Source organism: Micropruina sonneratiae (genome assembly GCF_025972045.1).
GTDB lineage: Bacteria > Actinomycetota > Actinomycetes > Propionibacteriales > Propionibacteriaceae > Micropruina > Micropruina sonneratiae.
Map to the genome: position 1 here is coordinate 315,561 of NZ_JAPDHX010000002.1, position 25,569 is coordinate 341,129.

The 25,569-nt window shown below is 72.8% G+C and carries 14 protein-coding genes, 1 tRNA gene and 1 pseudogene; 7 read left to right on the forward strand and 9 right to left on the reverse strand.

Going from position 1 to position 25,569, the window contains the following annotated elements; all coding sequences use genetic code 11:
• Positions 1-16: 16 nt before the first annotated feature.
• Both OIE40_RS06640 and OIE40_RS06645 read right to left on the reverse strand, forming a co-directional pair.
• On the reverse strand, positions 17-526 hold the full coding sequence (locus tag OIE40_RS06640) for a hypothetical protein (RefSeq protein WP_264701246.1): 510 nt from the start codon (positions 524-526) through the stop codon (positions 17-19).
• A 527-nt stretch (positions 527-1,053) separates the two neighbouring features.
• Positions 1,054-1,127, reverse strand: a tRNA-Pro gene (locus OIE40_RS06645).
• A 201-nt stretch (positions 1,128-1,328) separates the two neighbouring features.
• Between OIE40_RS06645 and OIE40_RS06650 the strand changes: the two genes are divergently transcribed.
• On the forward strand, positions 1,329-2,486 hold the full coding sequence (locus OIE40_RS06650; protein ID WP_264701247.1) for a glycerophosphoryl diester phosphodiesterase membrane domain-containing protein: 1,158 nt from the start codon (positions 1,329-1,331) through the stop codon (positions 2,484-2,486).
• Positions 2,487-2,637: 151 nt separating this feature from the next.
• On the opposite strand, the gene der is transcribed toward OIE40_RS06650, so the two are convergent.
• The 4 genes from der to OIE40_RS06670 are packed head-to-tail and all read right to left on the reverse strand — an operon-like array spanning position 2,638 to position 5,939.
• Positions 2,638-3,987 (reverse strand): ribosome biogenesis GTPase Der, encoded by a 1,350-nt coding sequence (gene der, locus OIE40_RS06655; protein WP_264701249.1) that lies wholly within the window; start codon positions 3,985-3,987, stop codon positions 2,638-2,640.
• On the reverse strand, positions 3,980-4,663 hold the full coding sequence (gene cmk, locus OIE40_RS06660) for a (d)CMP kinase (protein WP_264701252.1): 684 nt from the start codon (positions 4,661-4,663) through the stop codon (positions 3,980-3,982). Before cmk ends, der begins: the two co-directional genes overlap by 8 nt.
• Positions 4,664-4,671: 8 nt before the next feature.
• Positions 4,672-5,751, reverse strand: a complete 1,080-nt coding sequence (locus tag OIE40_RS06665; RefSeq protein WP_264701254.1) for a prephenate dehydrogenase — start codon at positions 5,749-5,751, stop codon at positions 4,672-4,674.
• Positions 5,748-5,939 (reverse strand): ubiquitin-like protein Pup, encoded by a 192-nt coding sequence (locus tag OIE40_RS06670; RefSeq protein ID WP_264701256.1) that lies wholly within the window; start codon positions 5,937-5,939, stop codon positions 5,748-5,750. The genes OIE40_RS06665 and OIE40_RS06670 overlap by 4 nt, the downstream gene beginning before the upstream one ends.
• Before the next feature lie 167 nt (positions 5,940-6,106).
• Here OIE40_RS06670 and OIE40_RS06675 point away from each other — a divergent pair, with 167 nt between their 5' ends.
• Genes OIE40_RS06675 through OIE40_RS06695 form a run of 5 tightly spaced genes read left to right on the forward strand, consistent with a single transcriptional unit; the run spans position 6,107 to position 21,248 of the window.
• A complete protein-coding gene (locus OIE40_RS06675) occupies positions 6,107-9,049 on the forward strand; it encodes a metallophosphoesterase family protein (protein WP_264701258.1) in 2,943 nt (980 codons plus the stop codon).
• A complete protein-coding gene (locus OIE40_RS06680; RefSeq protein ID WP_264701260.1) occupies positions 9,046-12,555 on the forward strand; it encodes a DUF6603 domain-containing protein in 3,510 nt (1,169 codons plus the stop codon). The genes OIE40_RS06675 and OIE40_RS06680 overlap by 4 nt, the downstream gene beginning before the upstream one ends.
• Complete coding sequence (locus OIE40_RS06685) at positions 12,552-15,359, forward strand: hypothetical protein (RefSeq protein WP_264701261.1); 2,808 nt, start codon at positions 12,552-12,554, stop codon at positions 15,357-15,359. The genes OIE40_RS06680 and OIE40_RS06685 overlap by 4 nt, the downstream gene beginning before the upstream one ends.
• Positions 15,356-19,513, forward strand: a complete 4,158-nt coding sequence (locus OIE40_RS06690; RefSeq protein WP_264701263.1) for a hypothetical protein — start codon at positions 15,356-15,358, stop codon at positions 19,511-19,513. The genes OIE40_RS06685 and OIE40_RS06690 overlap by 4 nt, the downstream gene beginning before the upstream one ends.
• A gap of 1 nt (position 19,514) precedes the next feature.
• A complete protein-coding gene (locus tag OIE40_RS06695; protein ID WP_264701264.1) occupies positions 19,515-21,248 on the forward strand; it encodes a hypothetical protein in 1,734 nt (577 codons plus the stop codon).
• 68 nt (positions 21,249-21,316) lie between these two features.
• Here the strand turns inward: OIE40_RS06695 and OIE40_RS06700 are convergent, their stop codons facing one another.
• On the reverse strand, positions 21,317-22,651 hold the full coding sequence (locus OIE40_RS06700) for a proteasome accessory factor PafA2 family protein (RefSeq protein WP_264701266.1): 1,335 nt from the start codon (positions 22,649-22,651) through the stop codon (positions 21,317-21,319).
• Positions 22,652-22,689: 38 nt separating this feature from the next.
• On the opposite strand from OIE40_RS06700, the gene OIE40_RS06705 reads away from it, so the two are divergent.
• Positions 22,690-23,046, forward strand: coding sequence for a DUF3054 domain-containing protein (locus OIE40_RS06705; protein ID WP_264701268.1), 357 nt, complete (start codon positions 22,690-22,692; stop codon positions 23,044-23,046).
• A gap of 24 nt (positions 23,047-23,070) precedes the next feature.
• On the opposite strand, the gene arc is transcribed toward OIE40_RS06705, so the two are convergent.
• Both arc and OIE40_RS06715 read right to left on the reverse strand, forming a co-directional pair.
• Entirely contained in the window at positions 23,071-24,684 is a 1,614-nt protein-coding gene (gene arc, locus OIE40_RS06710) for a proteasome ATPase (protein ID WP_264701270.1), read from the reverse strand.
• Positions 24,681-25,562, reverse strand: a pseudogene (locus OIE40_RS06715) (tRNA (adenine-N1)-methyltransferase); the annotation flags it as partial. The gene arc and the pseudogene OIE40_RS06715, both read right to left, overlap by 4 nt.
• Positions 25,563-25,569: the final 7 nt, after the last annotated feature.

The window sequence follows — 25,569 nt, forward strand, 5'->3', positions numbered from 1 at the left end:
TGAGCTGCGGCCCTGGCTATCGGCCGATTGACGGTGCTGGTCCCGAGGAGCCCGGCCCGCCGGTTCCCATGCCGAACGGAGGCTCCTGGGTCATCCGCTGGGCAGGTGCGCTGGGGCTCGTGGTTCGGGGGGCGATGATGCGTCCCTGCCTGAAGTCGACGGCGGTCGGTGGCGACGGCAACGACGGCGCTGGCCGGGCGGTCGCGACGGAGAGTAGACGGGCCGCTGTGGTGACGTTGGCGGCGTTGGTGGCGGCCCGGTAGGCCTCGACCCCGGTGGGTTCGTAGCGGGGCATCGGTATCCAGGTGCCACGCCGGCGGGCCGTGAAGACGGCCTTGCTCATGTCGGTCGCGCCTTCCAGCGACCGGGAGGCCATCATGACCTGGTCCCTGCCGAAGAACAGGTTCGTGACCGCGGCCTGGTGGAGTTGGGCAGCCTCGGCCGCGATGTGCATGGCCCGCCGGCCGACCGAGCCCAGATCCTGGCCCTTCCTGCGCGCAGCGATCACCGCGGGATCGGCCCACAACTTGCCGCCTGCGCGGTGTCGACGACGGCCTGGCGAAGGTGGATGGACGCGTCGAGGTCCGCGGCAGCCTGCAGTGCCGCACCCGCAGCCTCGACTGACGCCGACGGATCACGCCCGCGTCCTCGTAGACCTCGTAGTGGTCGAGCGACTGGGCGAGCCCGCGGCCGAGTTGCTCAAGCGCCTGCTGGGCGCTGTACCCGAGGCCGACTTGAGTTCGGCCACCACCCAGGTTCCGCTGCGGCATCGAGCGTCAGGAACTCCCCGGAACGGGCGGCTGCGATGCTGGACATCGGGCTCTCCTCACATGCGTTGGTGCACATGAAGAAGGCAGCCAGAGGCTCCTGTCGGCCACGAAGGCCACGACAATCCTGGTGTCTTGTGACTACATCAGGAGGCCGGATCGGGCGCACGGTCTTGGGCTGAGATCGTGCAAGAAGACTGGGCTGACTGAACGCGTGGGCCATCTACTAGGCCCCCAGAAGGGAATTCATCACCTGAATTGTGCCCCTCACAAGGGCATACACCAGTCGGGCTGACAGGATTTGAACCTGCGACCCCTTGACCCCCAGTCAAGTGCGCTACCAAGCTGCGCCACAGCCCGCCTCGGGGCGTGAACCCCGACTCGTCACCCTACACGGTCCGTGCCGGGGCCTTCAAAACGGCGTCCGTTGGTGAGGGGCGTCCGGGCGCTCGCTCCTTGGTCACCTGCGGCAAGACTCTCACCCGCCCGATCGAACGATGCCGGCGACACGAGCCCGGGCGCCTCACGGCGCCGGACCATCGGCTCTCTAGACTGCTGCGCGTGACTGCACCCACTCCCCTGCTCCGGCCGAGTCCACTTGACGTGTCGGCCCTGTTCTCCGCCTCGTTCGAGGCACTCAAGCGCCGCCTGGGGCTGTTCCTCATGCTCGTGCTCGCACCGACGCTGCTCACGCTAATCGTGATCCTGGTCGCGTTCCTGATCGGTGGCGGCGGCGCCGTCAGCCGCAACACCGGTGCGGTCGCCACGGCCGTGATCGTGGCCGGGCTGGTGGCTGCCGTCGGCACTCTGGCCGCCGCCCTGCTGCAGCTCAAGACCTACGGAATGATGGCGCTGGGCGCCTACGAGATCGCCCAGGGTCAGCGACCCGACTTTCAGGGCCTGCTCGCCCGCACCAAGGGCTACCTGCCCCGCATGGTGTCGCTCATCCTGATGTTCGTCGGCCTGGTGATCGCGTTCTACCTGATCTTCTTCGGCGTCCTCTTCGCGGCCTTCAGGAACGGGTCGGACACCGCCGCCGGCGTCGTGGTCGGTCTGATGTTCCTGGTCTTCCTGATCGGCGTTCCGCTCTCGGTGTTCCTGTGGACCAGACTGCTCTACCTCGTGCCGATCGTCGCCATCGAACGCGTCAGTGGCATCGATGCGATGAAGCGGTCCTTCGAGTTGACCAAGGGTGAGTTCTGGCGGACCCTCGGGTATGCGCTGCTGCCCGCCCTCGCCATCTGGGCGATCAGCTTCGTGATCAACATGATCACCAACGCCTTCTCGCCGTCGCTGGCCAGCCAGTTCCCGAGCGGGTCGGGCACCTCCCCAGCCGAGATGTTCACCCTGCTGCTCGCGACGTTGCCCGTGATGCTGCTCTCGATCGTCCTGCAGCTGGCCGTGTCGCTGTTCACGACGCCGTTCATCCAGATCTACAAGACCTACATGTACGTCGATCAGGTGCGCCGCAAGACGCTGCCCCAGTACGGTTACGCGCCGGGCGGGTACGGCGGCCAGGGCTTCCCGCAGCCGTACCCCGGTCAGGCTCAGCCGTACCCCGGTCAGGCTCAGCAGTACCCCGGTCATGGCCAGCAGCAGTACCCCGGACAGGCTCAGCAATACCCGGGTCAGGGCCAGCAATACCCGGGTCAGCAGCAGTACCCGGGTCAGCAGCCGAACCCGGGCCAGGGTCAGAACCAATGGCCCGGGCAGAACTGACAGCTGCCTCGGAGCTGCCACGAGAGCGTCGTTGAGATCCCGGCGTTCGCCGGGATGACGGATCGTCGTTGGGCGCTGCGCCGTGGCGTCTTGATCCCGGCGCTCGCCGGGATGACGGACACCTTCGCCGGTATGGCGGAGGGTGGGCGCGCTACTTCTTTCGCTTCTCGCGGGCGCGGACCTCGATGTGCACCGGCGTCCCGGCGAAGCCGAACTCTTCCCGGAGCCGACGCTTGAGGAAGCGGACGTAGCCGGGGTCGAGTTGACCCGAGGTGAACAGTGCGAACGTGGGCGGGCAGTTGTGCGCCTGGGTGCCGAACAGGATGCGGGACTGCTTACCGCCCCGGACCGGGTGCGGATGGGCGGCGGTGACGCGTCCGAGGAAGGCGTTCAGCTTGCCCGTCGACACTCGCGTCTCCCAGCCCTCCAGGGCGGCCTCGATCGCCTTGCTCAAGCGGTCGACGCCGCGTCCGGTGAGCGCGGAAATGTTCACCGACGGCGCCCACCCGAACGCCTGAATGTCCTGCTCGATCTCCCGGTTCAGGTAGCGGCGGCGCTCCTCGTCGGTCAGGTCCCACTTGTTGTAGGCGATCACCAGCGCCTTGCCGGCCTCCTCGACCATGGTCAGCACCCGCAGGTCCTGGTCGGCGATCGGGTCGGAGGAATCGATCACCACCACGCACACCTCCGCACGCTCGATGGCGGACGCCGTGCGCAGCGAGGCGTAGTACTCGTGGCCGGACGCCTCCTTCACCCGGCGTCGGATGCCCGCGGTGTCGATGAAGCGGTACACCACCCCACCGACCTCCACCAGCTCGTCGACCGGGTCGACGGTGGTGCCGGCGACGTTGTCGACCACGGAACGCTGCTGTCGTGCGAGCTTGTTCAGCAGCGACGACTTGCCCACGTTGGGACGCCCCACGATCGCCACCCGGCGCGGACCGCCGATCAGCTCGTCGGTCTCCCGCGGGGCCTCGGGCAGGGCGTCCATCAGGGCGTCCAGCAGGTCACCGGAGCCGCGGCCGTGCAGCGCCGAAACCGGGTGCGGCTCGCCCAGCCCCAGGTTCCACATCATCGCCGCCTCGGCCTCGTTGCGGGCGTCGTCGACCTTGTTGGCGGCCAGCACCACCGGCTTGCGGCTGCGCCGAAGCACCTGCACGACGGCCTCGTCGACGTCCTGGATGCCGACCGAGGCGTCCACCACGAACAGCACGGCGTCGGCGGCCGCGATGGCGAGTTCGGCCTGCTCCGCGATCTGTGCCGCCAGGCCCTTCGCGTCCGGCGCCCAGCCGCCGGTGTCGACGATGACGAACTCGCGACCGTTCCAGGTGGCGTCGTAGGAGACCCGGTCGCGGGTCACACCGGGCACGTCCTGGACGACGGCCTCACGGCGTCCGATGATCCGGTTGACGAGCATCGACTTGCCGACGTTGGGGCGGCCGACGACGGCCACCACCGGCTTGATGGCGTCGGACTCGGTCTGCTCGGTCTGTTCAGTCATCCGTACTCTCCTCGGCGGCGTGCTCGGCGAGCGCCACCACGGTGTCGATGACCTGCTCCAGGGTGAGCAGGCTACCGTCCAGGCTGACCACGCCGTCGGCGGCGGTAGTGAAGTCGACCAGCGTGGAGTCGTCGGCGTCCCGGCGCAGGATCTGGTCGCGCAGCGCCGCGTCGTCGATCTGACCGCCGTGGTCGAGCCGGCGACGGGCCATCCGGATCTCCGGATCGGCGCTCAGCAGCAGCCGCAGGTCGGCGTCCGGGGCGACGACGGTGGTGATGTCGCGGCCCTCGGCCACGATGCCCTGCGGCGCCGCCTCGATGATGGCCCGCTGCCGCTTCACCAGGTCGGCGCGGCAGGCCGGGATGACCGCCACGGTGGACACGTTGGTCGAGACTCGCTGGGTTCGGATCTCGTCGGTGACGTCGCGCCCGTTTACCCGCACCCACTGGTGGGCCGGGTCGGTGGAGAGCTGCACGTCGGCGGCCATCACCGCCCGGGTGACCGCCTCGGGGTCCCCGCCGTCGACGCCGGAGTCGAGGTAGGCCACCGTCACGGCCCGGTACATGGCGCCGGTGTCCAGGTAGGCGAGGCCGAGCCTCGTCGCCACCCCGCGGGCGGTGCTCGACTTGCCGGAACCGCTGGTTCCGTCGATGGCGATCACGAGTGGCTTCGACATGGTCCTCCTCAGATCGACTCGGTGTAGCGCACGGTCCAACCGGCGGCCGACATGGCGTCCTCGAGCGAGGCGCGGGCCGCCCTGGCGATCTGCACGGCCAGGTAACCGACCTCGCGATCGGGGTCGTGCTCGATGCGGACGTCCTCGACGTTGACGCCGGCGGCCTCGATGTCGGCGAACAGCCTGGCCAGCGCGCCGGGGGTGTCCGGGATGGCGACCACGACCTGGCCGTAGTCGCCGCCGGCCGTCCCGTGCTTGCCGGGCAGCGCCCTGGTGCCCCGCCTGCCCTCGGTCAGGAACCGGCGCAGGGCGTCCTGCTCGCCCCAGTGTTCGAGCAGGTCGTGCAGCGATTCGGCGACGGCCTCGAGCTCGACCCGAACCGCCTCGGAGTTGGCCTCGATGATCTGCGTCCACATCCGCGGGTCCGACTCGGCGATCCGGGTGACGTCGCGCAGCCCCTGTCCGGCCAGCTTGAGATGCTCGCCGGGCACCTCGTTGAGCCGGGTCGCGGTCAGCGTGCTCATCAGCTGCGGCAGGTGCGACACCTGGGCGACCGCCTCGTCGTGGTGGGTGGCACCCATGGTGACGATGCGCGCCCCGCACAGCCCGGCGAGGTGCTGGACGGCCAGCACGGCCTTGGCCTTCACGGTGTCGTGCTCGGTGATCACCCACGTGCGGTCGACGAAGAGGTCGGGACGCGAGGTCAGCGGCCCCACGCGCTGCGAGCCGGCCATCGGGTGCGAGCCGACGTAGCGGGCCAGGTTGATGCCCCGTGCGCGGAGGTCGGCCAGCACCGTTCCCTTCACCGAGCCGACGTCGGTCACGGTGGCCTTCGGGTAGGTATCCAGCGCGTCGGCGATGACGTCGGCGAGCCTGGCCGGCGGCACCGCCACCACCACCAGGCGCACGGACGCCGGATCGGCCGGATCGGTCGTCCCACACCCGCGCGACGCCGCCACCCTGGCGTGCGACGACACGACGTCGATGAGGTGGACGTCGACGCCGGCCTTCACCAAGGCGGCACCGACCGACGCCCCGACCAGCCCGGCTCCGATCACCACCGCTGGGGTCAGGGTTGGATCCTTCACTGGCCGCCCTTCTGCACGAACGAGCGGACGTACTCCTCGGCGTCGGTCTCGAGCACCGAGTCGATCTCGTCGAGGATCGCGTCGTAGTCGACGGCGGGACGGGTGCCGGACGCGAAGCCGGCAGGGTTCGGGTCGGACGGCAGTTCGTCCGCACGCTGGGTGCGCTGCCGCTGTATCCGTTCCGTCATGACCTCTCCCGTCCGAACGCCCAGCCTAACGGCTCAGCCGCCGCAGCACCCACCGGCACCGGCTGGGACGCCTTCGGCGGCTCCCGGCGCTACGCAGTTCTACCCTGTTACCCGCGGGACGACCCGGAGGTACGGTGCCAGAGGTTTGACCACCTGAGGCGGGCGAGATGGAGCTTCCACTGCTGCTGGCGGGTCCGATCCTGCGCAGGGTGGACCCGGGACTGGTCAGCGTCTGGACGGCCTTCAGTTCGCCGGCCGAGGTCACCCTGGAGGTGTTCGAGGGAACGGTGGCCCACGACACCACCAACCCCGTCTTCTGCTCCAGCGCCGACCCGCCCGACCCCAACGCTCCCCCGCCCTTCCCGGGCGCCGAGGCGATCCGGATCGGCGAACACCTCTACCTCAGCATGGTCTCGGCCCGGCTGCCACCGGCCTCCGGCAAGGTGTTCGAGCCCGACCGGCTGTACAGCTACAACCTGTGGATCGAGGCCGACGGCGGCACCAACAACCTGCACTCGCTGAAGCTGCTGGAGACCCACCAGGTCAGCGGCACCACCGCAGGCCCGCTCGGCTACGCCGACCGCATGCTGCCGAGCTTCGCGCTGCCGCCGAGCAGTCTCGACGACCTGCAGATCGCCTACGGGTCGTGCCGCCGGCCCGGCTACGACGACGGCGACGCCTTCGCCTGGATGGACCAGTACCTCGCCGAGCGGGTCGGCGACCCGCGAGCCCGGCTGCACCAACTGTTCCTGGGCGGCGACCAGATCTACGCCGACGACGTCGAGGACGTGCTGATGCTGCGGGTGGTCGAGCTCGGCGTCGAGCTGATCGGCAGCGCGCCCGCCGCCAACCCGCGTCCGGGAGAGCCGGCCCGGACGCCGGTGGAACGCGTCGCAGTCGACACGGTGCGACTGCTCAAGCGCACCGTCGACCCGGCGAACCCGGACGCCGCCTACGACGACGAACCGGCCGCCGACACCGCCGCGGACCCGTTGCCCGCCGGACCGCCCTGGTTCGGGGTCGGCAACCGGCTGTACCTCACCAACTGCAGTGCCCAGCTGACCAGCGAGGACGGCAAGAACCACCTGATCAGCCTCGGCGAGTTCGCCGCCGCCTACCTGCTCTACTGGTCGCCGGCGTGCTGGGGCGTCGAGATTCCGGGCGCGCAGCTGCGCACCGGCACGGCGAACCCGTCCGGCCCGGTGCGCTGGCTGGACGTGCTCACCGACGACCAGTCCGTCGCGCTGCCGCAGCCCGGCAACCCGATCCGGCTGCCGCAGTACACCTTCACCGACGCCACCGTCCGGGCCGAGGAGATCGCGAAGGAAGCAGCCAGGCGGGCCAAGCTGAGCCAGGCCGAGCGGGACCAGGAGGACCGGGACCGCGCCAAGGACGAGGCGAAGAAGCAGGCCAAGAAGCCCAAGGTCAGCCGCCGCAACCACCGGGTGCACCGCGAGTTCCTGAGCAACCTGTGGCGGGCGCAGCGGCTGCTGGCCAACGTGCCGACCTACATGATCCTCGACGACCATGACGTCACCGACGACTACTTCCTCACCCCGATGTGGCGGCACCGAGTGCTGGGCACCGGGCTGGGCCAGACCATCCTGACCAACGCGATGACCGCCTACGCGCTCTTCCAGGACTGGGGCAACGACCCGCGGCGCTACGACGTGACCTCGGTGACCCGTCCCGAACTCGGCGGCCAGCAGCCCGGCGACCTGCTGCTGGCGGCGCAGAAGCTGTTCCCGGAAGGGGCGACGAAGGGACCGGACGCCGCCACCGTCACCACGCTGGCGACGATGTTCGGCCACGATCTGGACAACCAGCCGCTGCCCAACGGCGAGTTCCTGTCGGTCAAGCCGCCGATCACCTGGCACTTCACCATCGACGGGCCCAGGCACCGGGTGGTGGCTCTCGACAACCGCACCCGGCGCAGCTACGTCAGTGAGATCGGACCGCCCGGCAACGTGTCCAAGGAGGCGCTGGACGAGCAGATCCCCAAGCCGCCGCTGCCCGCCGGGGTCGAGGTGCTGGTGGTGATCGCTCCGCTGCAGGTGATCGGCCCGCCGGTACTGGACGAGATCGTGAACCGGGCCATCTACCGGATCTTCGACGCCGTCCACCACAACGAGGTGGCCGAGGAGAAGAAGTCCGGCACCCGGCTGATGCCCGGAACCAACCCCGACGCGCTGGAGACCTGGGCGTTGGACGAGAACACCTTCGAGTACCTGATGTCGCGGCTGGCGGACTACGGCCGGGTGGTGCTGCTCTCCGGCGACGTGCACAACGCCGCCTCCAACTTGATGAGCTACTGGCGGGGTACCAGCAACGCGCCGGCGCGAATCGCCCAGTTCACCTCCAGCGGCTTCAAGAACGTGATGCCGGTCTACCTGCAGGCCCTCGACGCCAAGGTGATGCTGTTGCAGCAGTTGCTCCGGGCCAAGCTGGGCGTCGAACGGCTGGGCTGGACGCAGCCCGAGCAGGACCTGGTGCTGCTGCCGCCCGGACGCACCGAGGACGACCTGGTGGCGATCACCCGCGCCAAGCTGCTACGCAGCCCGGTGCTGCTGCCCACCCACGGCTGGATCGACGACAACGCAGCCGGCGAGGACGACGACGCGAAGCGGTCCCGGCTGAACCCGGCCAGGCCGCCGGAGTGGCGTTGGCGGGTCACGCCGCTGCTGGACGTCCGCCCCGACGTGGTGCCCGACCCGCCGCCGGAGGATCCGAACGCGGCGCGTCCGACCCCGATCCGCGCGTTCCCGCTGGACGAGGCGACGATCGAAACCCAGGCCGCCGACCCGGCCACCACGTTCGACGCGCTGCGCCAGGTGGCGGTGCGGCACCAGCACGCGTTGGAACGGATGCGCAACACCCGCCAGATGCTGTTCCGCTCGAACTTCGGCATCTGCCGCTTCGAGAGCACCGGCAGCCTGATCACCGCCGTCGGCGAGGTGTACACCGAGGCGGTCGACCCCGACAGCCAGCTGCCGGTGATGGCGCCGTACCTGGTGCACCGGGCGCCGCTGGGCCCGCTGTTCGAGGATCCGCCCGAGCGGCTGCGCCGGTTCGCGATCGAGCCGGCGCCGATCCCGGAGCCGACGACATGAGCGCCTCGTCCGTGCTGCGCGCCCTGGCCGGCGAGGTGGTCGACTTCATCGTCTTCGTCGGCAAGCTGCTCACCGACCCCACCGCTCGCCAGGCCCGCGAGGCCATCCTGCGCGATCTCGGCGCCCAGGGCGAGGCCGGAAACCTGGTGCTGCCCACGGCCCCGCTGGCGTCGGTCCAGGCCTATCGCGACGCCGTCGACAGCGACCTGCAGGCCGACATCGCCGCGGCGGGCGACATCGCCGTGCTGCTCGGCGCGATCATCGACCAGATCGAGTCGTGGGGCGGCAGCGACTGGTCCGGGCGCACCGACACGTTCGTCAACAGCCTGTTCGACGTGCTCGGCAGCACCTACGTGCGGCAGCGCTGGCCCAAACTCTTCCTGATCATCGAGGCGATGGCGGTCGCCTCGGACCTGACCGGCTCGTACGGCCCCGGCGACCAGGCGCTGCCGCACCGGGCCGGCGGCTATCACGCCGGCCGGTTCTTCCAGTCCTTCGCCACCATCGTGTCGTTCGTCTGGAACCCGGGACGCACCCTGGACGACCTCGACGACACCCACGAGGGGGCGTCCGGTTCGAGCCTGCAGACCGCGCGCGACTCCGGCTTCCTGTTCGTCGACGGGTTGATCCGCGGCATCCTCGCCGCCATCGCCGTGATCGACCAGACCAAGGACGAGTTCGACGAGAACATGCTCAGCGACGTGATCGTCGGCTGGGACGCCCCCGGGCTCGACATCGACTCCGACCAGCGGCCCGCGGCCGCCGACGTGCTCGCCAGCCGGATGGTCTCGCTGGCCCTGCGCCACGACGGCGACTCGGCCACCGAGGAACTGAAGCTGAGCTGGCTCTACCTGCCCCGCCGGATCGGCACCCCGGCCCGTCCGCACCAGGTGTTCCTGGCCCTTGGCGGCTCGCTCGGCATCGACCAGGTGCTCAACCCGCAGCACGTCAGTGCCGCGCCCGAGTGGCGGTTCCGGGCGGCGGTGAAGGGCGACGCCGGCGCGGCCCTGCTGATCGGCGGCGCCGACGGCATCCAGGCCAGCCCCGAGGCGTCCGGGCTGGAGGCGACGATCGGCTACGTCGCCAAGCCTTCCGAGAGCGGCATCAGCTACGCGCTGCCCCGAGCCACCGGCATGCGGGTGGAACTCGGCGGCATGTCGTTCCTGCTCACCCTGTCTGCCACCGGCGCGCGGGTGGTGGCCCAGTTCGACGACTGCGCCCTGGTGGTGGACGGCTCCAGCGCCGACAGCTTCGTCCGCAAGCTGCTCGGCGGCAAGCCCTACCGCACCATGTTCGGCTTCTCGCTGGGCTACGACTCCAACCTCGGGTTCATCAAGGAGCTGCACCGGGTCAAGGGCAAGGACGCCACCACCACCCAGCCGGTGCCGTTCGACTCCACGGGACCCGCGGGGCCGTCCACTCTCGACCTGACGCTGCCGCTGGGCGGCGGCAACCTGTTGGGCAGCGGCATCAACCTGCTCGAGCTGGTGGTCCGGCTGGCCGGCCGACGGGCCGACGCCCCCGCCACCGGCTGGGCGGTGGCCGCCGGCGCGCTGGTCACGTTCAGCGCCACCTGGGGGCCGGTCTACCTCAAGGTCGACCAGCTCGGCCTGCTCGCCGAAATCGGCACGACCAAGCTGCAGAAGGACCGCAACCTGAAGCTGGTCGACGCCCACGTGGACGCCGCGCTGCCCACCGGGGTCGCGATCAACATCGACACCGGTGCGTTCAGCGGCGGTGGGGCCGTGCACCGCGATCCGGCCAGCGGTGACTACTACGGCGCCGTCGTGCTGCGGGTCGGCAAGCGGGTGACGCTCACCTGCCTGGGCCTGGTCTCCACCCGCGACGGGCAGGGCAACCCGCTCACCTCGTTCATCCTGATCGGCACCCTTGAGCACCTGGGGCTGACCGCCGGCTTCATCACCCTGGACGGCCTGGGCCTGCTGTACGCCGCGGACCGCACCCTGGACGTACCCGCGGTACGCACCGCACTGCCCTCCGGCAAGCTGAAATACCTGCTGTTCCCGGCCGACCCGATCAAGACGCTGCCCGAGATGGTGGCCGGCCTGCGCACGTTCTTCCCGCCCCGGGAAGGCACCCACATCTACGGGTTGCTGGTCAAGCTCACCTTCGGCCCCGCCGCCAACCCGCTGCTGCGCGCCGACCTGGCGCTGATGCTCGAACGTGACGGCACCACCGACAGCTCCCGGCTGCTGGTGCTCGGCCGGGTGAGTTCGGTGCTGCCGCAGGAGAAGGCGCCGCTGCTGACCCTGAACCTCGACGTGGTGGGCGAGTTCGACTTCGACTCCGGCTTCGCCGCCCTGGACGCGGTGCTGTACGAGTCGAAACTGTTCGGCCGGTTCGCCCTGACCGGGGCGGCCGCGTTCCGGCGCGCCCGGGGTCAGGGATTCGCGCTGGCCATCGGCGGGTTCAACCCGCGCTTCACCGCGCCGGTCGGCTTCCCGGTGGTGCCCCGGGTCACGGTGGCGCTGACCAGCGGCGACAACCCGAAGCTGATCATCGAGGCCTATCTCGCGATCACCCCCAACACGCTGCAGTTCGGCGCCACCGCCTCGCTGTACGCGGCCGCCTTCGGCTTCTCGATCGAGGGCTACATCGGCTTCGACGTGCTGGTGAACTTCTGGCCGCCGCACTTCATCGCCGACTTCAAGGCCGGGATGCAGCTCAAGCGCGGCAGCCGCAGCCTGTTCAAGGTGGACGTCAGCGGCACCCTCGAGGGGCCGCTGCCGCTGCGGGTGGCCGGCAAGGCCAGCTTCGGCATCCTGTGGTGGGACTACACCGTCGGCTTCGACAAGGTGCTGATCGGCGGCAGCGATTCGCTGGTCAGCGAAGCCCTGGACGTGCTGCTCGAACTGGTCGGCCGGCTCAACGACCCGCTCAGCTGGCGCACCGAACTGCCGACCACCGCCGGGCAGCTGGTCGGGGTCCGCACCGACCCGGCGGCCGGCGGCCTGACCTTGCACCCGTTGGGCCGGCTGGTCGTGCAGCAGGGATTCGTGCCGCTGAACCTCGATCGCGACATCGACCGGGTCGGCGCCTTCGTGCCCGCCCGCGAGCGCCGCTTCGCGATCACCTCGGCCCAGCTCGGCGACCGGGTGATCACCGAGCTGGACAAGGTGCACGACGAGTTCCCCGACAGCCAGTTCTTCGAACTGACCGAGGCGCAGCGGCTGTCGGCGCCGGGAATGACGGTGCGCGAGGCCGGGGTGAGCTTCGGCAACGACGACTACGCCACGGACGCCGGCGCCGGCGTGGCCGCCCCGTTCGCCTACACCGAGATCGTGGTCGGCCCGGACGGCGTGCCGGTGCTGCAGCCGCAACCGCAGCCGGCGCCGTCCACCCACGTGCTGGCCGGGCTGCGGATCAGCGCGTCCGCGCGGGCCCTGACCCGCACCTCGGCCACCGAGCGGTTCAGCGGTGTGCCGCGTCCGGACGCGCCGCGGCTGGCCACGCTGGGACTGGCCCGGACCGCAGGGGTGTCATGACCGAGACGAGCCTGCTGTTCCTGCCCTGGGTGCGCCGGGGCGGCACGGTCGCCCTGCCGCCGGACGACCGGGCCGGGCATCCGGCGAACCAGGTCGGCACGACGGTCGGGGTGAGCGTGAACGGCAGCCCCGGCGCGGCGGTGCCGGTGCAGCTGCTCGGCCCGGGCGCGGTCACCGGGGTGGCGCCGCAGCAGGTGATCCGGACCGACCCGGCGCCCAACGCCCAGAACTTCGAATCGAACTACCTCGCCCTGGTCGAGTTCGACGACCCCGGCCTGCCGTGGCTGTTCACCCCGGCCTCCGCCAGCGGCGGCAGGCTGCGCCCCTGGCTGTGCCTGGTGGTGGTGCGCGAGCAGCCGGGTGTGCAACTGCAGCCTGCCGGCACGAGTGCGCTGCCGGTGTTGCGGATCGGCGCGCCCGCCCGTCCGGAACTGGAGCTGCCCGACCTGGCCGACTCGTGGGCGTGGGCGCACGCGCAGGTGGTCATGACCGGGGGCTCCGGCGGCGCGGACGTGGCGGCGGCGCTGGCCGGCGACCCGGCCCGCAACCTGTCCCGGCTGGTCTGCGGCCGGCTGCTGGCCGAACAGACCGGCTACCTCGCCTGCGTGGTGCCGACCTTCGAGGCCGGCCGCCGCACCGGCCTGGGCGACGAGGTCGGCGACGCGCAAGGCCCGGCCTGGACGCGGGCCGACGGCATGGGCACCGTCGAGTTGCCGGTCTACCACCACTGGCGCTTCGCCACCGGGCCGAAGGGCGACTTCCAGTCGCTGGCGCTGGCGATCCGTGGCCGCCCGGTCGAGGACGGCTTCGGGCTGCGGCCGCTCGACCTGTCGACCGCCGGCCTCGGCCTGAGCGGCACCGACGACGCCCAGGAACTGCTCGGCGGCGCCCTGCTGGCCCTGGACGCACCCACGCAACGCTGGTCGGACGCCGCCCTGCCCGGCCGTTTCGCCACCGCTCTGCGGTCGGTGCTGAACGCGCCGGACGCCGCTACTGCCGGTCAGCCGCTGCTCGCTCCACCGCGCTACGGTTCGGCCTACCGCTCACCCGCCGCGCTCGCGTCCGGCGCCGACCGGTGGTACGAGCAGCTGAACCTCGACCCGGCCGCCCGGGTCGCGGCCGCGCTGGGCACGCTGGTGGTGCAACGCCAGCAGGAGACCCTGGTCGGCGCGGCCTGGGACCAGTCGGTCGACCTGGGCGCTGGCACCCGGCTGGTCGGCCTGGCCGCCCTCGGGTTCGCGATGGCACAGAGCCTGCACCGCCGGCACATCGCGCCGTTGTCGCCGCAGGCCGGCCTGTTCGTGCTGGCTCCGCTGCGGGGCGCCCTGATGGCCGCGCCGGCCGCCACCGGCGGGCAGAGTTTCGCGGCGCAGTGGGCGCAGGCGGACCTGCCGGGGGCCACGCTCGGCTCGGCGGTCCGCCGGGTGACCCGGCTGCGAGGCCCAGCCGTCCGCACCGCCGAGCGGGACGGCACCATGCCGCCGCTGCTGGACTGGATCGGCAGCATGGTGCCCGGCGCGGTCGTGGCCCGCGGCTTCGGCGCTCCGGACGGTCCGCTCACCTTCGACGCGGTCGGCTCGACCCTGCCGCCGCCCGTCCCGCTGCCCTGGGCCGCGCTCACCGCAGCGGCGGTCACCGCCTCGGCGCAGCAGCCGACCTTCGGCGTGTCGGCGACCCCGGCACCCACTGCCCCCCGACCGTTCCCTCCGCTGGGCGAGGTGGCCGGCGACCTCGGCGGCGGCGCGCTCAGCCGGCCGGCGCTCCGAGCCGACGACGGGGGCGGACCCACCCCGGTGCGGCGGCGCCGACCCCGCGACACGCCGATCACGCCACCGACCCCTCCCACGCCGGCGACCCCCGAGGACCCGCCGCATCATCCGCCGCGCAGCGACTCGGCCGCGGCCGCACTGTTCCGCACGGTGGCCGCGAAGCAGCTGACCGGGTTCGTGGCGGCGCGGCCCGACCCGGGCGCCGTCACCGGCAGCGTCTCGCTGGACGCGTTGATGACCGAGGCGGTGGCGCTCACCGCGCCGGTGCGCACCTTCACCGCCGCCCTCGGCACGCTGTTCAGCGCTCCCCCGCCGCCGGCCACCGCCGATACTCCCCTGCCCGACCTGCGCTTCACGCCCCGCTTCGACACCCCGATGGCGCACTCGCTGGCCGAGCTGGGCCAGCACTGGCTGCTGCCCGGGCTGGCCGGAGTGCCGGCCGACACCGCACTGGCGTTACGCACCAACGGCGCCTTCGTCGAGGCCTTCATGGTGGGGCTCAACCACGAGTTCGGCCGGGAGTTGCTGTGGCGGGAGTTCCCGACCCCGCTGACCGCCACCTTCTTCGACCGGTTCTGGGACGCCGCGGTGGCACCGTCGGAGCCGCCCGACATCCCGCAGTTGGCCGACTGGGGCGAGCGCACCCTGGGTGCGCCGACGCTGCGTCCGGAGCGGTTCGTGCTGCTGCTGCGCAGCGAGCTGATGCGCCGCTTCCCCGACGCCGTCGTCAGCGCCCACCGGACGGGGTCCGATCCGGCGCAGGCGCTGCTGCCGGTGTTCCGGGGCTCGCTCGACCCCGACGTGACCTTCTTCGGCTTCACCATCGCCCTGGCCGAGGCGGACGGCTACGCGATCAGCATCGCCGAACAGCCCGGCGCCCCCCGGTTCGGCTTCGAGGTGGGGCAGGCGCCGGACGGGGTCAGCCATGCGCCGGCGACGGACGCCTCCGCGGCGGCGCTGGCGGGCCGGCTGCGCCAGCTGCCCGCCCGGATCACCATGCCGATCACGGTGCTGATGCGGGAGCCGGAATCATGACCACCGCGTTGAACCTCGCGCCGCTGACCGCCGACGCCCTGCTCGCCGATCCGCGGCTGAGCGCCCCGCTGGCACCCGCCAGCCACCCGCTGGCGCTGCTGCCGGTGCGACTGGAGACCCGCTACGCCGGCGACGAACTCCTGGTGCGCATCTACCCCGACCAGGTGCACGTCGACGCGCACGATCCACGACTGTCGGCGGCCGAGCAGCAGGCCGGGAAGGACTTCTGGCGCCTGCAATGGCGCACCGGCACGAACCTGGCCCGCCAGCAGCGGGCCTGGACGGCACTGGCCGGCCGGTACGGCGCGGGCCGGGCGGGCTGGGTGGTGCGCGCCACCCGTCCGACGAATCCGGACCGGCGGCCGACCACCGAGGTCGCCGACGACGCGCCGCTGCCTGCCGAACCGGCCTTTCCCGCCGTCGAGGTGTCCGACGACCGCCGCACCCCGGTCGCCCGGTTGCTGCCGCAACGCTGGACGGTGACCGCCTACGCCGGCGGGCAGGTCGTGGCGGTGGCCAGCGGCGCGCCGATCACCGCCGATCCCCCCGTCGGCCCGGACCTGTCCGCGCCGCTGGTGGCCGCCGAGGACGACCACGAGACCGCCGCCGTCGACGCCGGGATGCACTGGCTGGTCGACTTCGCCGAGGCGGAGCGGCTCGGCCTGGCCGTCCGGCTGCCGGTGAGCACGCCGGTCGACCTGTTGCTCGCCACCGGCGTCGGCGGGCAGGACGCGTCGGCCGGAGCCGACCGGCTGGCCGCACTGCTGGCCGCGCAGCGCTACTCGGCCGGCCTGGGCCTGCTGCTGCCGGAGACGCCGACCAACAACTCCGAGGCGTCCGGGTCGGGCTGGGCGAGCACCGGCGCGGGCGCCTGGAGTGCGGCGGACGTCACGCCCGCCCCCGACTCCGCCGGATCGGCCGCGGCGCGCGCCCTCGGCGTCGACCCGGAGCTGGTGGCCGACCTGCCGAACGCCGGCGACACCGACGCGTTGCTGGCCGCGGCGATGGGCCGGGCGCTGTGGCCCGCCACCTGGGGGTACTGGCTGACCCAGTTCGTCGGGGTGGACGCCGCCGGCCACGACTGGGCCCGCGACTTCGCCCGGCGCTTCCTGCGACCTGAGGGCCCGCTGCCGACGTTGCGGGTCGGCCGGCAGCCCTACGGCCTGCTGCCGGTCACCGCGCTGGGCCGGTACGCCGGCGACGAGCGCACCACCCGGCTGGCCCGGGTGCTGGCCGGTGTGCGGCAGGAGGGCTGGCGACCCGCGGTGGACCTGGCGCCACGGGTCGGGCGCAGCGACGTGGCGTCCGACCTGGTCGACGTGCTGCGGCTGGAAGGACGCTCCGACGACCTGCGGTTGCGCCGCAGCATGGGCGCCCGGTTCGCCGACAACCTGCAGCGCTTCCTGTTCCGCGAGGTGACCGGGGGCGGGTTCTGGGACGCCGCCCGCGACCGGGCGCTGCCGCTGGCCAGGGCGGCCGGCCTGGGCCTGCTGCCCGGCGCGCTCGCGGTGCACGAGCCGTCCGCTCACCCGGTCACCCTGCCGCTGGTGTCGTCCGGCGCCGAGGTGGGGTTCATCGACGCACTGCTGGCCGCCGACCTCGACGCCCTGGCGTTGGGCACGGACGCACCCGAGTCGGTGCTGGCCGCCCTGCTGCGCCACGGTCTGCTGCGCGAGCATGCCGACGCCGCCGCCCGGCTGCTGTCGCTGGGTGCGGCGGACGCCGAGCTGTACGGCTTCGGCGACGACGTCACCGGCTGGGCCGCCCGGCGCGCGACCACGCTGCCCGAGGGCGACACGGTGGCGGCCCGGCTGGCCGGCGGCACTGTCCCGGCGCTGGCCGACTTCCGCGCGGCCCTGGGCACGCTGGCGCAGGCGCCGGTGCCCGTCCTTGAGCGGCACCTGCTGGGCGCGCTGGACGCGACCTCGCACCGGCTGGACGCCTGGGTGACCGCACTGGCCACGGCCCGGTTGGGGCAGCTGCGCGCCGCGGCGCCCGACGGCGTGCTGGTCGGCGGGTACGGCTGGGTGGAGGGCGTGGCGCCGACCGCGGGCCCGGCCGCCACCGAGCTGCCCGCCGACGAGCCGGGGCCCCTGCTGGTCGCCGCGGACGACCCCGGGTTCATCCACGCGCCGTCGGTGCAGCAGGCCCAGGTGGCGGCGTTGGCCCGCAACGCGCACCTCGCCCACGGCGGCGCCCCGACCGACCCGTTCGCGGTCAGCCTGACCTCGCAGCGCGTCCGGTTGGCCCGGTGGATCTTCGACGGCGTGCGGGCCGGCCGCAGCCTGGGTGCGGTGCTGGGCTACCTGGTCGAGCGCGATCTGCACGAACGCGATCTCGACTTCGCGATCGGACCCGCCCGCGACGTCGCGCCGCTGCCGGGCCAGGAGTCGCTGCCGGCGGAGGCGCGCAGGCTGGACGGGCTGCGGCTGCACGAGCTGTGGGCGGCCGGCGAGGACCATGCGGTCGACCATCTGGTGGCGATGAACCACACGCCGAGCGACTCCGAGCGCAGCCGTGCGGTCGCCGTGCTGCGCGGCCTCAACGCGGCCGTGGACGCCGCCGCGGACGCGTTGCAGGCCGAGCAGGTGCACCAGTTCGCCCGCGGCGACCTGAGCCGCGCGGTCAGCAGCGTCGCCGATCTCGATCGCGGCCTGGCGCCGCCGCCCGACCTGGACTTCCTGGCCACGCCGCGCACGGGTGCGGCGGTCACCCACCGGGTGCTGGTGCTCGTCGATCCGGACGCCTCCCCCGCTGCGGGGTGGACCGGCCCGACCGCCGACCCCACCGCACCCGGCTCCACGGCAGAGCCGGCCGACCCGCTGCGGTTGCCGGCGCTTTCCGCCCGGGCCGCCGCCGAGCCGGCCCTGGACGCCTGGCTCGGCTCGCTGCTGGGCCACGCCTCCGGCCGCACGCTCACCCTGGCCGGCGACCCGTCGGTCGCGGTGCCGCTGCCCGACCTGCGGCTGGCGGCGGCCGACTTCGTCCAGCTGGCCGGTGGCGGCTCGGCACTGCGGGAACTGGCCGCCCGGGCGGCGGTGGCCGCGGGCCGGGACGTGGCCGGTGCGGAGCTGGTGCCGGACGCCGACCTTCTCGCCCTGCTCGAACTGGGCGGTTCGCTGGCCGCCCTGGTGTCGTCGGCGACCGCACTGGACGGCACCGGCCTACAGCCGCCGCACGCCGACCCGCTGCCGGGGGTCGACGTGGCCGACCTGGCCGCACGCGCCGCAGCGGCCCGGCGCGCGGTGACCGCGGCGTCCGACCGGCTGGCGGACGCCCTCGGGCGTCCCGACGACATCGCGGGGCTGCAGGCGGCGGTGGTGGCCACGTGGTCGCTGGCGGTCGGCGAGGCGGGGGTGCCGACGGCCGCGTCCGGGTGGCCGGCCGCGGCCGTCCGCGTGCTGGCCGACCTCAGCGCCCGGCTGGCCGCGCCGGTCGCGGCGAGTGATGACGCCAAGGCGCTGGGCCGTGAGCTCGCGACGCTGCAGGGGCCGGGCTTCCTCGCCGTGCCGCGCTTCGTGGTCACCGACCCCGCGGCCCTGATCGCGTCCCGCGACGACCCCGGGATGACCGGCGGCAACCCGCTGGCGGCCGAGGTGTGGCTGACCCGGATGGAACGGGTCCGCGAGCCGCTGGCGCGGCTCGGCATCGCCCTGCGCGAGGCCGACGCCCTTCGCGGTGGCCCCGACGCGGTGCTCGACCTGACGGTGGCGCAGGTGCCCCACCGTGCGGGCGACACCTGGAACGCGCTGCCCGCAGAACACTACGTGGACGCGGCGGCGTCCCTGTTGGTGGTCGGCGGGGCGACGCTGCGACCGGGTGCGGCGCTCGCCGGGCTGCTGATCGACGAGTGGGCCGAGGTGGTGCCTGCCGCGAGCGAGACCACCGGGGTGGCGTTCCGCTACGACCCGCCGGAGTCGATGGCGCCGCAGGCGATCCTGCTCGCGGTGCCGCCGGTGCTCGACGAGCCGTGGACCGTGGCCTCGCTCAACCAGGTGCTGGTGGAGACCCTGGAGTTGACGCACCTGCGGGTGGTGCCGCCCGAGGCGCTGGGTGCTGCCCGCCAGTACCTGCCGGCGGCGGTGCTCGCCTACAACGCCGAGGGCGACGCACCCTCCACCGACCCGAACGCGCTGACCCCGGCGGGAGGCTGAGATGGCGTCGATCACCACCTTCTTCCGGCTCGAACCGGACCCGCTGCGCCCTGACGTGACGCTCGGCGCCACCGCTCCGGTGCACGACCCGCTGTGGCTGCTGGGCCGGCAATGGCAGACCGGCGAGTTCGCCGGTCAGGACGGCGGCAGCCCGGTGCTGGCCCGGTGGCGCGGCGTGGCCGCCGCCCCGACCCGGTTCGTCCCCGGCGCGGTACCGCCCGAGACACAGACCCAGGCGCCGCGGTTCGAGGCGTCCGCGGCGCCGCTGGAAACCCTGATCGAACGGGTCGGCGCCCCGCTGCCGGCCACCGCGGACGGCCTCGCCGGCCTCAGACTCGGAGTGGACACCGGTCGGCTGTTCCTGCGGGTGTTGGCCGGCCAGAGCGTCTCCCGCGACTACGCGCCCGCACTGGTGGCCGCCTTCGCCGTCCCGGTCTACCCCGACGAGGTGCTGGCCGCGACCGATCCAGCGAGCGCCGGCTTCGCCCGGCTGCACGGTGGCCGCAGCCTGGACGGCCGCCGGTTGCGCGGCGAGCTGGCCGGACGTCCGCTGCCCCGGTTCGGCGAGCAGGTGGCGCCCGCCGACCTGGCCGAGGTGCGGGCGGCCTGCGCGGACTGGCTCGCCCTGGTCGCCGACCTGTTCGCCGACGCCGACCCGGCCGCCGCCAGCTGGCAGCCGACCCGGTTCGAATACACCGCGTCGATGGCGGCCCGGCTCGGGACCGGCCCGTTCGACGAGACCACGCTGACCGCACAGCGCTACGACAGCGATGTGCTCGACTGGTACGAGTTCGACGTCAACGGCGAGGTGAACCTCGGCACCACCCCGGCCGAGGCGGGCGAGCAGCTGGTCCGCACCGTGATGCCCGCGCCGGTCACCGCGCCGGGGCTGCCGGCGCGCCGCTTCTGGGAGTTCGAGGACGCCGCGGTCAACCTGTCCGCGCTGGCACCGGCCGAGACCGACCTGGCCCAGGTGCTGCTCATCGAAACCCTGTCCGGCTACGGCAACGACTGGTTCGTGATCGGGGTGGACCTGCCGGTCGGACGGCTGGTGCGCACCGCGTCGCTGGTCGTCACCGACACCTTCGGGGTACGCACCCTGTTGCGTCCGGTCGGCACCGGCTCGGCGCAGGCGGAGGGCTGGAGCATGTTCCAGCAGGCGCTGCCCTACGACGCCGCGGCGCCCGAGGGCGCCACCGTCCGCAACCTGCTCTACCTGGCGCCCCGGCTCGCCCGTCCGGTGGTGGGGCCGGTGGTCGAGGAGGTGCTGCTGGCCCGCGACGAGCAGGCCAACCTCGGCTGGGCGATCGAGCGGATCGTCGAGTCGCCGCTGCAGTCGGCGGTGCCGCTCAGCCAGACCAGGCCGGCCGACCCACCCGGCGACCCGGACGTCGCCCCCGACTACCACCTGGCCCAGGCGCCGCCGCCGCACTGGATTCCGCTGCTGCCGGTGCGCGCCGGGGCCGGCGAACAGATCGTGCTCGCCCGCGGCTCGGTGCTCGACGTGGCGGGCGGCCGCCTGGTGCACAGCGTCACGGACCTGCTCGGCGGCGGCCCGGACGGGGCGCTGCTGATTCCCGAGGAGGAGGTGCCGGTCGGCGGGCTGATCGTGCAGCGCAGCTACCAGGCCGCCCGCTGGACCGACGGCACCCTGCACGTCTGGGCGGCACATCGCACCAGGGTGGCCGAGTCGGTGCCGCCCAGCGGCGTCCGGTACGACTTCCTGGTGGAGTAACGCCACCCGGGATCCCGGGGCACGCCCGGGATGACGCAGATCCACGCCGTCATCCCGCACCCGCCGGGTCAGCCGCCCAGGTCGGACGGCATGGTGTGCCGGTACGGGTCGTCCAGGCGCAGTCGACGGCTCCCCTGGCGGGTGCTCAGCAGCACCCACGACCAATCCAACGCCAGCACCGCGTCCGGGTTCTCCCGGACCAGCCCGCCGCGCACCCGGGCGCGGGTGTCGGGCGGCGGCTCGTCGATCGCCCGCTCCACCTCGGCGTCGGTGCACAGCAGCGGCATCCGTCCGGCCCGCACCAGGGCGGCGTAGGGGCTGACCCCGTCGTCCAGGTCGGCCCAGGCCAGGTCGAGCTGGGCGAGGCGTGGGTGGTCCCAGCCCAGGACGTCACGGGCCCTGAACCTCTCCAACAGGTTGAGCTTCGCGACCCAGTCCAGTTCGACGCAGCCGCTCGGGTCGGACGCCAGCCGGTCGAGGGTCTCCGACCACAGCGTCATGACGTCGGGGTCGCCAAGACCCGAAGCCTGTAGTTGAGCGTGACAGTCCCGCTGCACCTCGATCGCTGTCACCCGGCGTCCGTCGGCCAACTCGAGTCTCGCCGTGCAGCTCAGGTCGCGACTCACCGTCTGCACCGCCCCCAGCGGGTCGGCCAGCCGTACCGGTCGCAGCACGCCCTGCTCGATGCCGGCCAGCACCGCGGCGGCCGTGCCCAGCTTGAGCAGGGTGGCGGTCTGGGAACGATTGGCGTCCCCGGCGATCAGATGCAGCCGCCGCCAGCGCGAGCGGTCGGCATGCGGCTCGTCGCGGGTGTTCACCAGGGGGCGCCGGATCGTGGTCTCCAGCCCGGTGATCGCCTCGAAGAAGTCGGCACGCTGGGACAGCTGGAAGCCGGGCCGCTGGCTCGCCTGGCCCAGGCCGACCCGCCCTGCCCCGGTGAACACCGGGCGGGTCACCAGGTAGGGCAGCAGACCCTCGACGATCCGCTCCCAGGGCGTGGCCCGGCCGAGCAGGTGGTTCTCGTGGTAGCCGTAGGACGCGCCCTTGCCGTCGGTGTTGTTCTTGAACAGCCGGACCGGGGTGCCGAGCCGCTGCCCCGCCCTGGACGCGGCGCGGGCCACGATCGCATCGCCCGCGAGATCGGCCAGCAGGGCGGCCCGCGGCGACGTGGTCTCCGGTGTGGAGTACTCCGGGTGGGCGTGGTCGACGTAGAGCCGGGCGCCGTTGCCGAGGAAGCGGTTGTGCGCGTCCTCGAACGGGATCGGGTCGCCGGAGTCGCGCCGGGCCAGGGTCGCGGGGCCGTCGTGGGCCTCCACCACCGCCGCCGACAGCACGGTCGGGTGCAGGTCGCCACGGCCGGGCGCCAGAATGCCGTACTCGGTTTCGGTCCCCAGCAGCGGCATGCCCCTCATGGTAGGGAGGTTGCCCCTAGGGTGGCGCCATGACGTGGTGGAAAGCGTTCGGAATCGACCTGTTGGTCGTGCTGCTATTCGCGACGATCGGACGCCTCTCGCACGGCGAGGCGGCCGACCCCGCCGGCATCGCGCTGACCGCCTGGCCGTTCCTGATCGCACTGCTCGGCCTGACCGTCGCGATGATCGGCATGAAGCGCCCGACCGACTCCCTGCTGAACGGGGCCCTGATCTGGGCCGGCACGTTGGCCTTCGGCATGTGGATCAGGCACGAGTCCGGCGGCGGCGTCGAGGTCGGCTTCGTCATCGTCGCCGGTGCGTTCCTCGCCCTCGGCATGCTCGGCTGGCGGCTGATCGCGGGTCGCCGCCGTCGTGCCTCCGCCTGACCCGACCAACCCAGGGGTTGGCGGTCAGGGTTGCACCTGGCGGCCGCCGCGCAGGGTGCGCATGAACGTGATCCGCTCACCCTTGCGGCCCGAGATCCGGGCCCAATCGTCGGGGTTCGTGGTGTTCGGCAGGTCCTCGTTCTCGGCCACCTCGTCGGCACAGGCCTGCAGCAGGTGGTCGAGCAGCAGCCCGTCGGGTCGGCCCGCCAGCACGTCCTTGATCGCGGCCTTCTTGGCCCGGCCGACCACGTTGGCCAGCATTGCACCGGAGACGAAGTCGCTCACGTAGAGCACCTCACGGTCCCCGGAGGCGTAGGTGACCTCCAGGAAGCGGTTGGTGTCGCTGCGTCGGTACAGCTGGTCGACGGTGGCGTCGATCAGCGCCCGTCGAGTCCCGTCCGGGTCGCCACCGGAGGCTCCCAGCGCCATCGGCACCGTTGCGGTGAGGTACTTGGCCAGGATCTCGGCCGCCGCCGCGGCGTCCGGTCGATCGAGCTTGATCTTCACGTCGAGCCGGCCGGGACGCAGGATGGCGGGGTCGATCAGGTCCTCGCGGTTGGTGGCGCCGATGATGATCACGTTGCTCAACGATTCGACGCCGTCGATCTCGCTGAGCAGCTGCGGCACCACCGTCGACTCCATGTCGGAGCTGACCCCGCTGCCACGGGTGCGGAACAGCGAGTCCATCTCGTCGAAGAAGACGATCACCGGACGCCCGTCGGCGGCATGCTCGCGGGCGGTGGCGAAGATCACCCGGATCTGCCGTTCGGTCTCGCCCACGTACTTGTTCAGCAGCTCGGGTCCCTTGATGTTCAGGAAGTGACTGCCCACCCCGCCCAGCTGGGCGCCCAGCGAGTTGGCGACCGCCTTGGCGATCATCGTCTTGCCGCACCCCGGCGGCCCGTACAGCAGGACGCCCTTGGGTGCCGGCAGCTGGTAGCGGGCGTACAGGTCGCGGTGCAGGAAGGGCAGCTCGACGGCGTCGCGGATCTGTTCGATCTGCCGTGCCAGCCCGCCGATGTCGGCGTAGTCCACGTCGGGCACCTCGTCGAGCAGCAGGTCGTTCACCTCGGTGCGCTCCACCACCGACAGCGCCACCCCGGCGCGCCGGTCGGCGGCAACGGTCTGGCCCGCCTTGATGCCGGTCAGGGCCGGCGCGGCCACCAGCAGGCTCTCCTCTCCCGCCGAGCCGGTCACCAGCAGCCGGCCGTCGGCGAGTACGTCGGAGACCACCACGAGTTCCTGCTGGGCCGGGGCCGGGGCGAGCCCGACCAGCATCATCGCCTCGTTGAGCAGCACCGGCGTACCGATTGGAACCGCGCCGGCGTCCACCTCGGGGCCGAGCGCGACCCGCAGCACCCGGCCTCCGACCGTCACGTCGGCCAACCCGGCACCGGGCTCACCCACCACCAGGCCGTGCGCCTGCGGCGGATTGGCCAGCGCCTCCAGTTGCGCCCGCAGCGACAGCAGGGTCTCGCGCGCCTCGCGCAGGGTGGCGTTCAGCTTCTCGTTCTGCTGCGCCAGCGACCGGGTGTCGGCCCGGGCATCCGCGAGCCGCCGCTCGGCGAGCTCGGCGGCGCGCCCGCGGGCCTCGGCCAGCGCCCGGGCCTGCGCCAGTTCGTCCAGCGGCGGGGTCACTCCGGCGCCTCCTCGACGCCGACCCCCGGTGGCCGCGGACCGGTGTAGTCGGGCCCGTACGCCCCCGGAGCCGGACGCCGCCGCCGGCGCGGGGCGGTCACCCCCGGGGCGAGCCGGCGGGTGAAGACGAGGAAGCCGGTGTGGCCGGTGGTGTTGTGTCCGGGCCGGATGGCCAGCCCCTCGGCATGCCATTGCCGGATCGACAGTTCCGAGCCGGTCGGCTCGGTGAAGCCGCCGTGGGCGCGCAGTGTGTCCATGGTCCGGCCGAGCTGGGTGGCGGTCGCGACGTAGCAGCACAGCAGCCCACCCGGCACCAGCACCTCGCCGACGGCGTCCACGCACTCCCACGGCGCGAGCATGTCGAGAACGGCGCGATCGACCGGCTCGGGACCGATGTCGACGGCCAGGTCGCCGACCCGCACCTCCCAGGCCGGGTGCCGCGCGCCGAAGAAGGCGTCGACGTTGCGCGTGGCGATGTCGGCGAAGTCGGGACGCCGCTCGTAGGAGTACAGCCGGCCCGCCGACCCGATGGCGCGCAGCAGGTGCATGCTCAGCGACCCGGAGCCGACGCCCGCCTCGAGGACCCGCGCGCCGGGAAAGATGTCGGTCTGCACCAGGATCTGCGCGGCGTCCTTGGGGTAGATCACCGCCGCGCCGCGGGGCATGGTGACGGTGAACTCCTCCAGCAACGGCCGGAACGCCACGTAGTCCACGCCGCCGGCCGACCGCACCACGTTGCCGTCCGGGCCGCCGATCAGCGCGTCGTGGCTGATGGCCCCCTTCGTGGTGTGGAACGTGCCGCCGGGCGCCAGCAGCACCGAGTGCCGACGACCCTTGGGATCGGTCAGGGTGACCCGCTCACCCGGCTGCAGCGCGCCGGTGCGG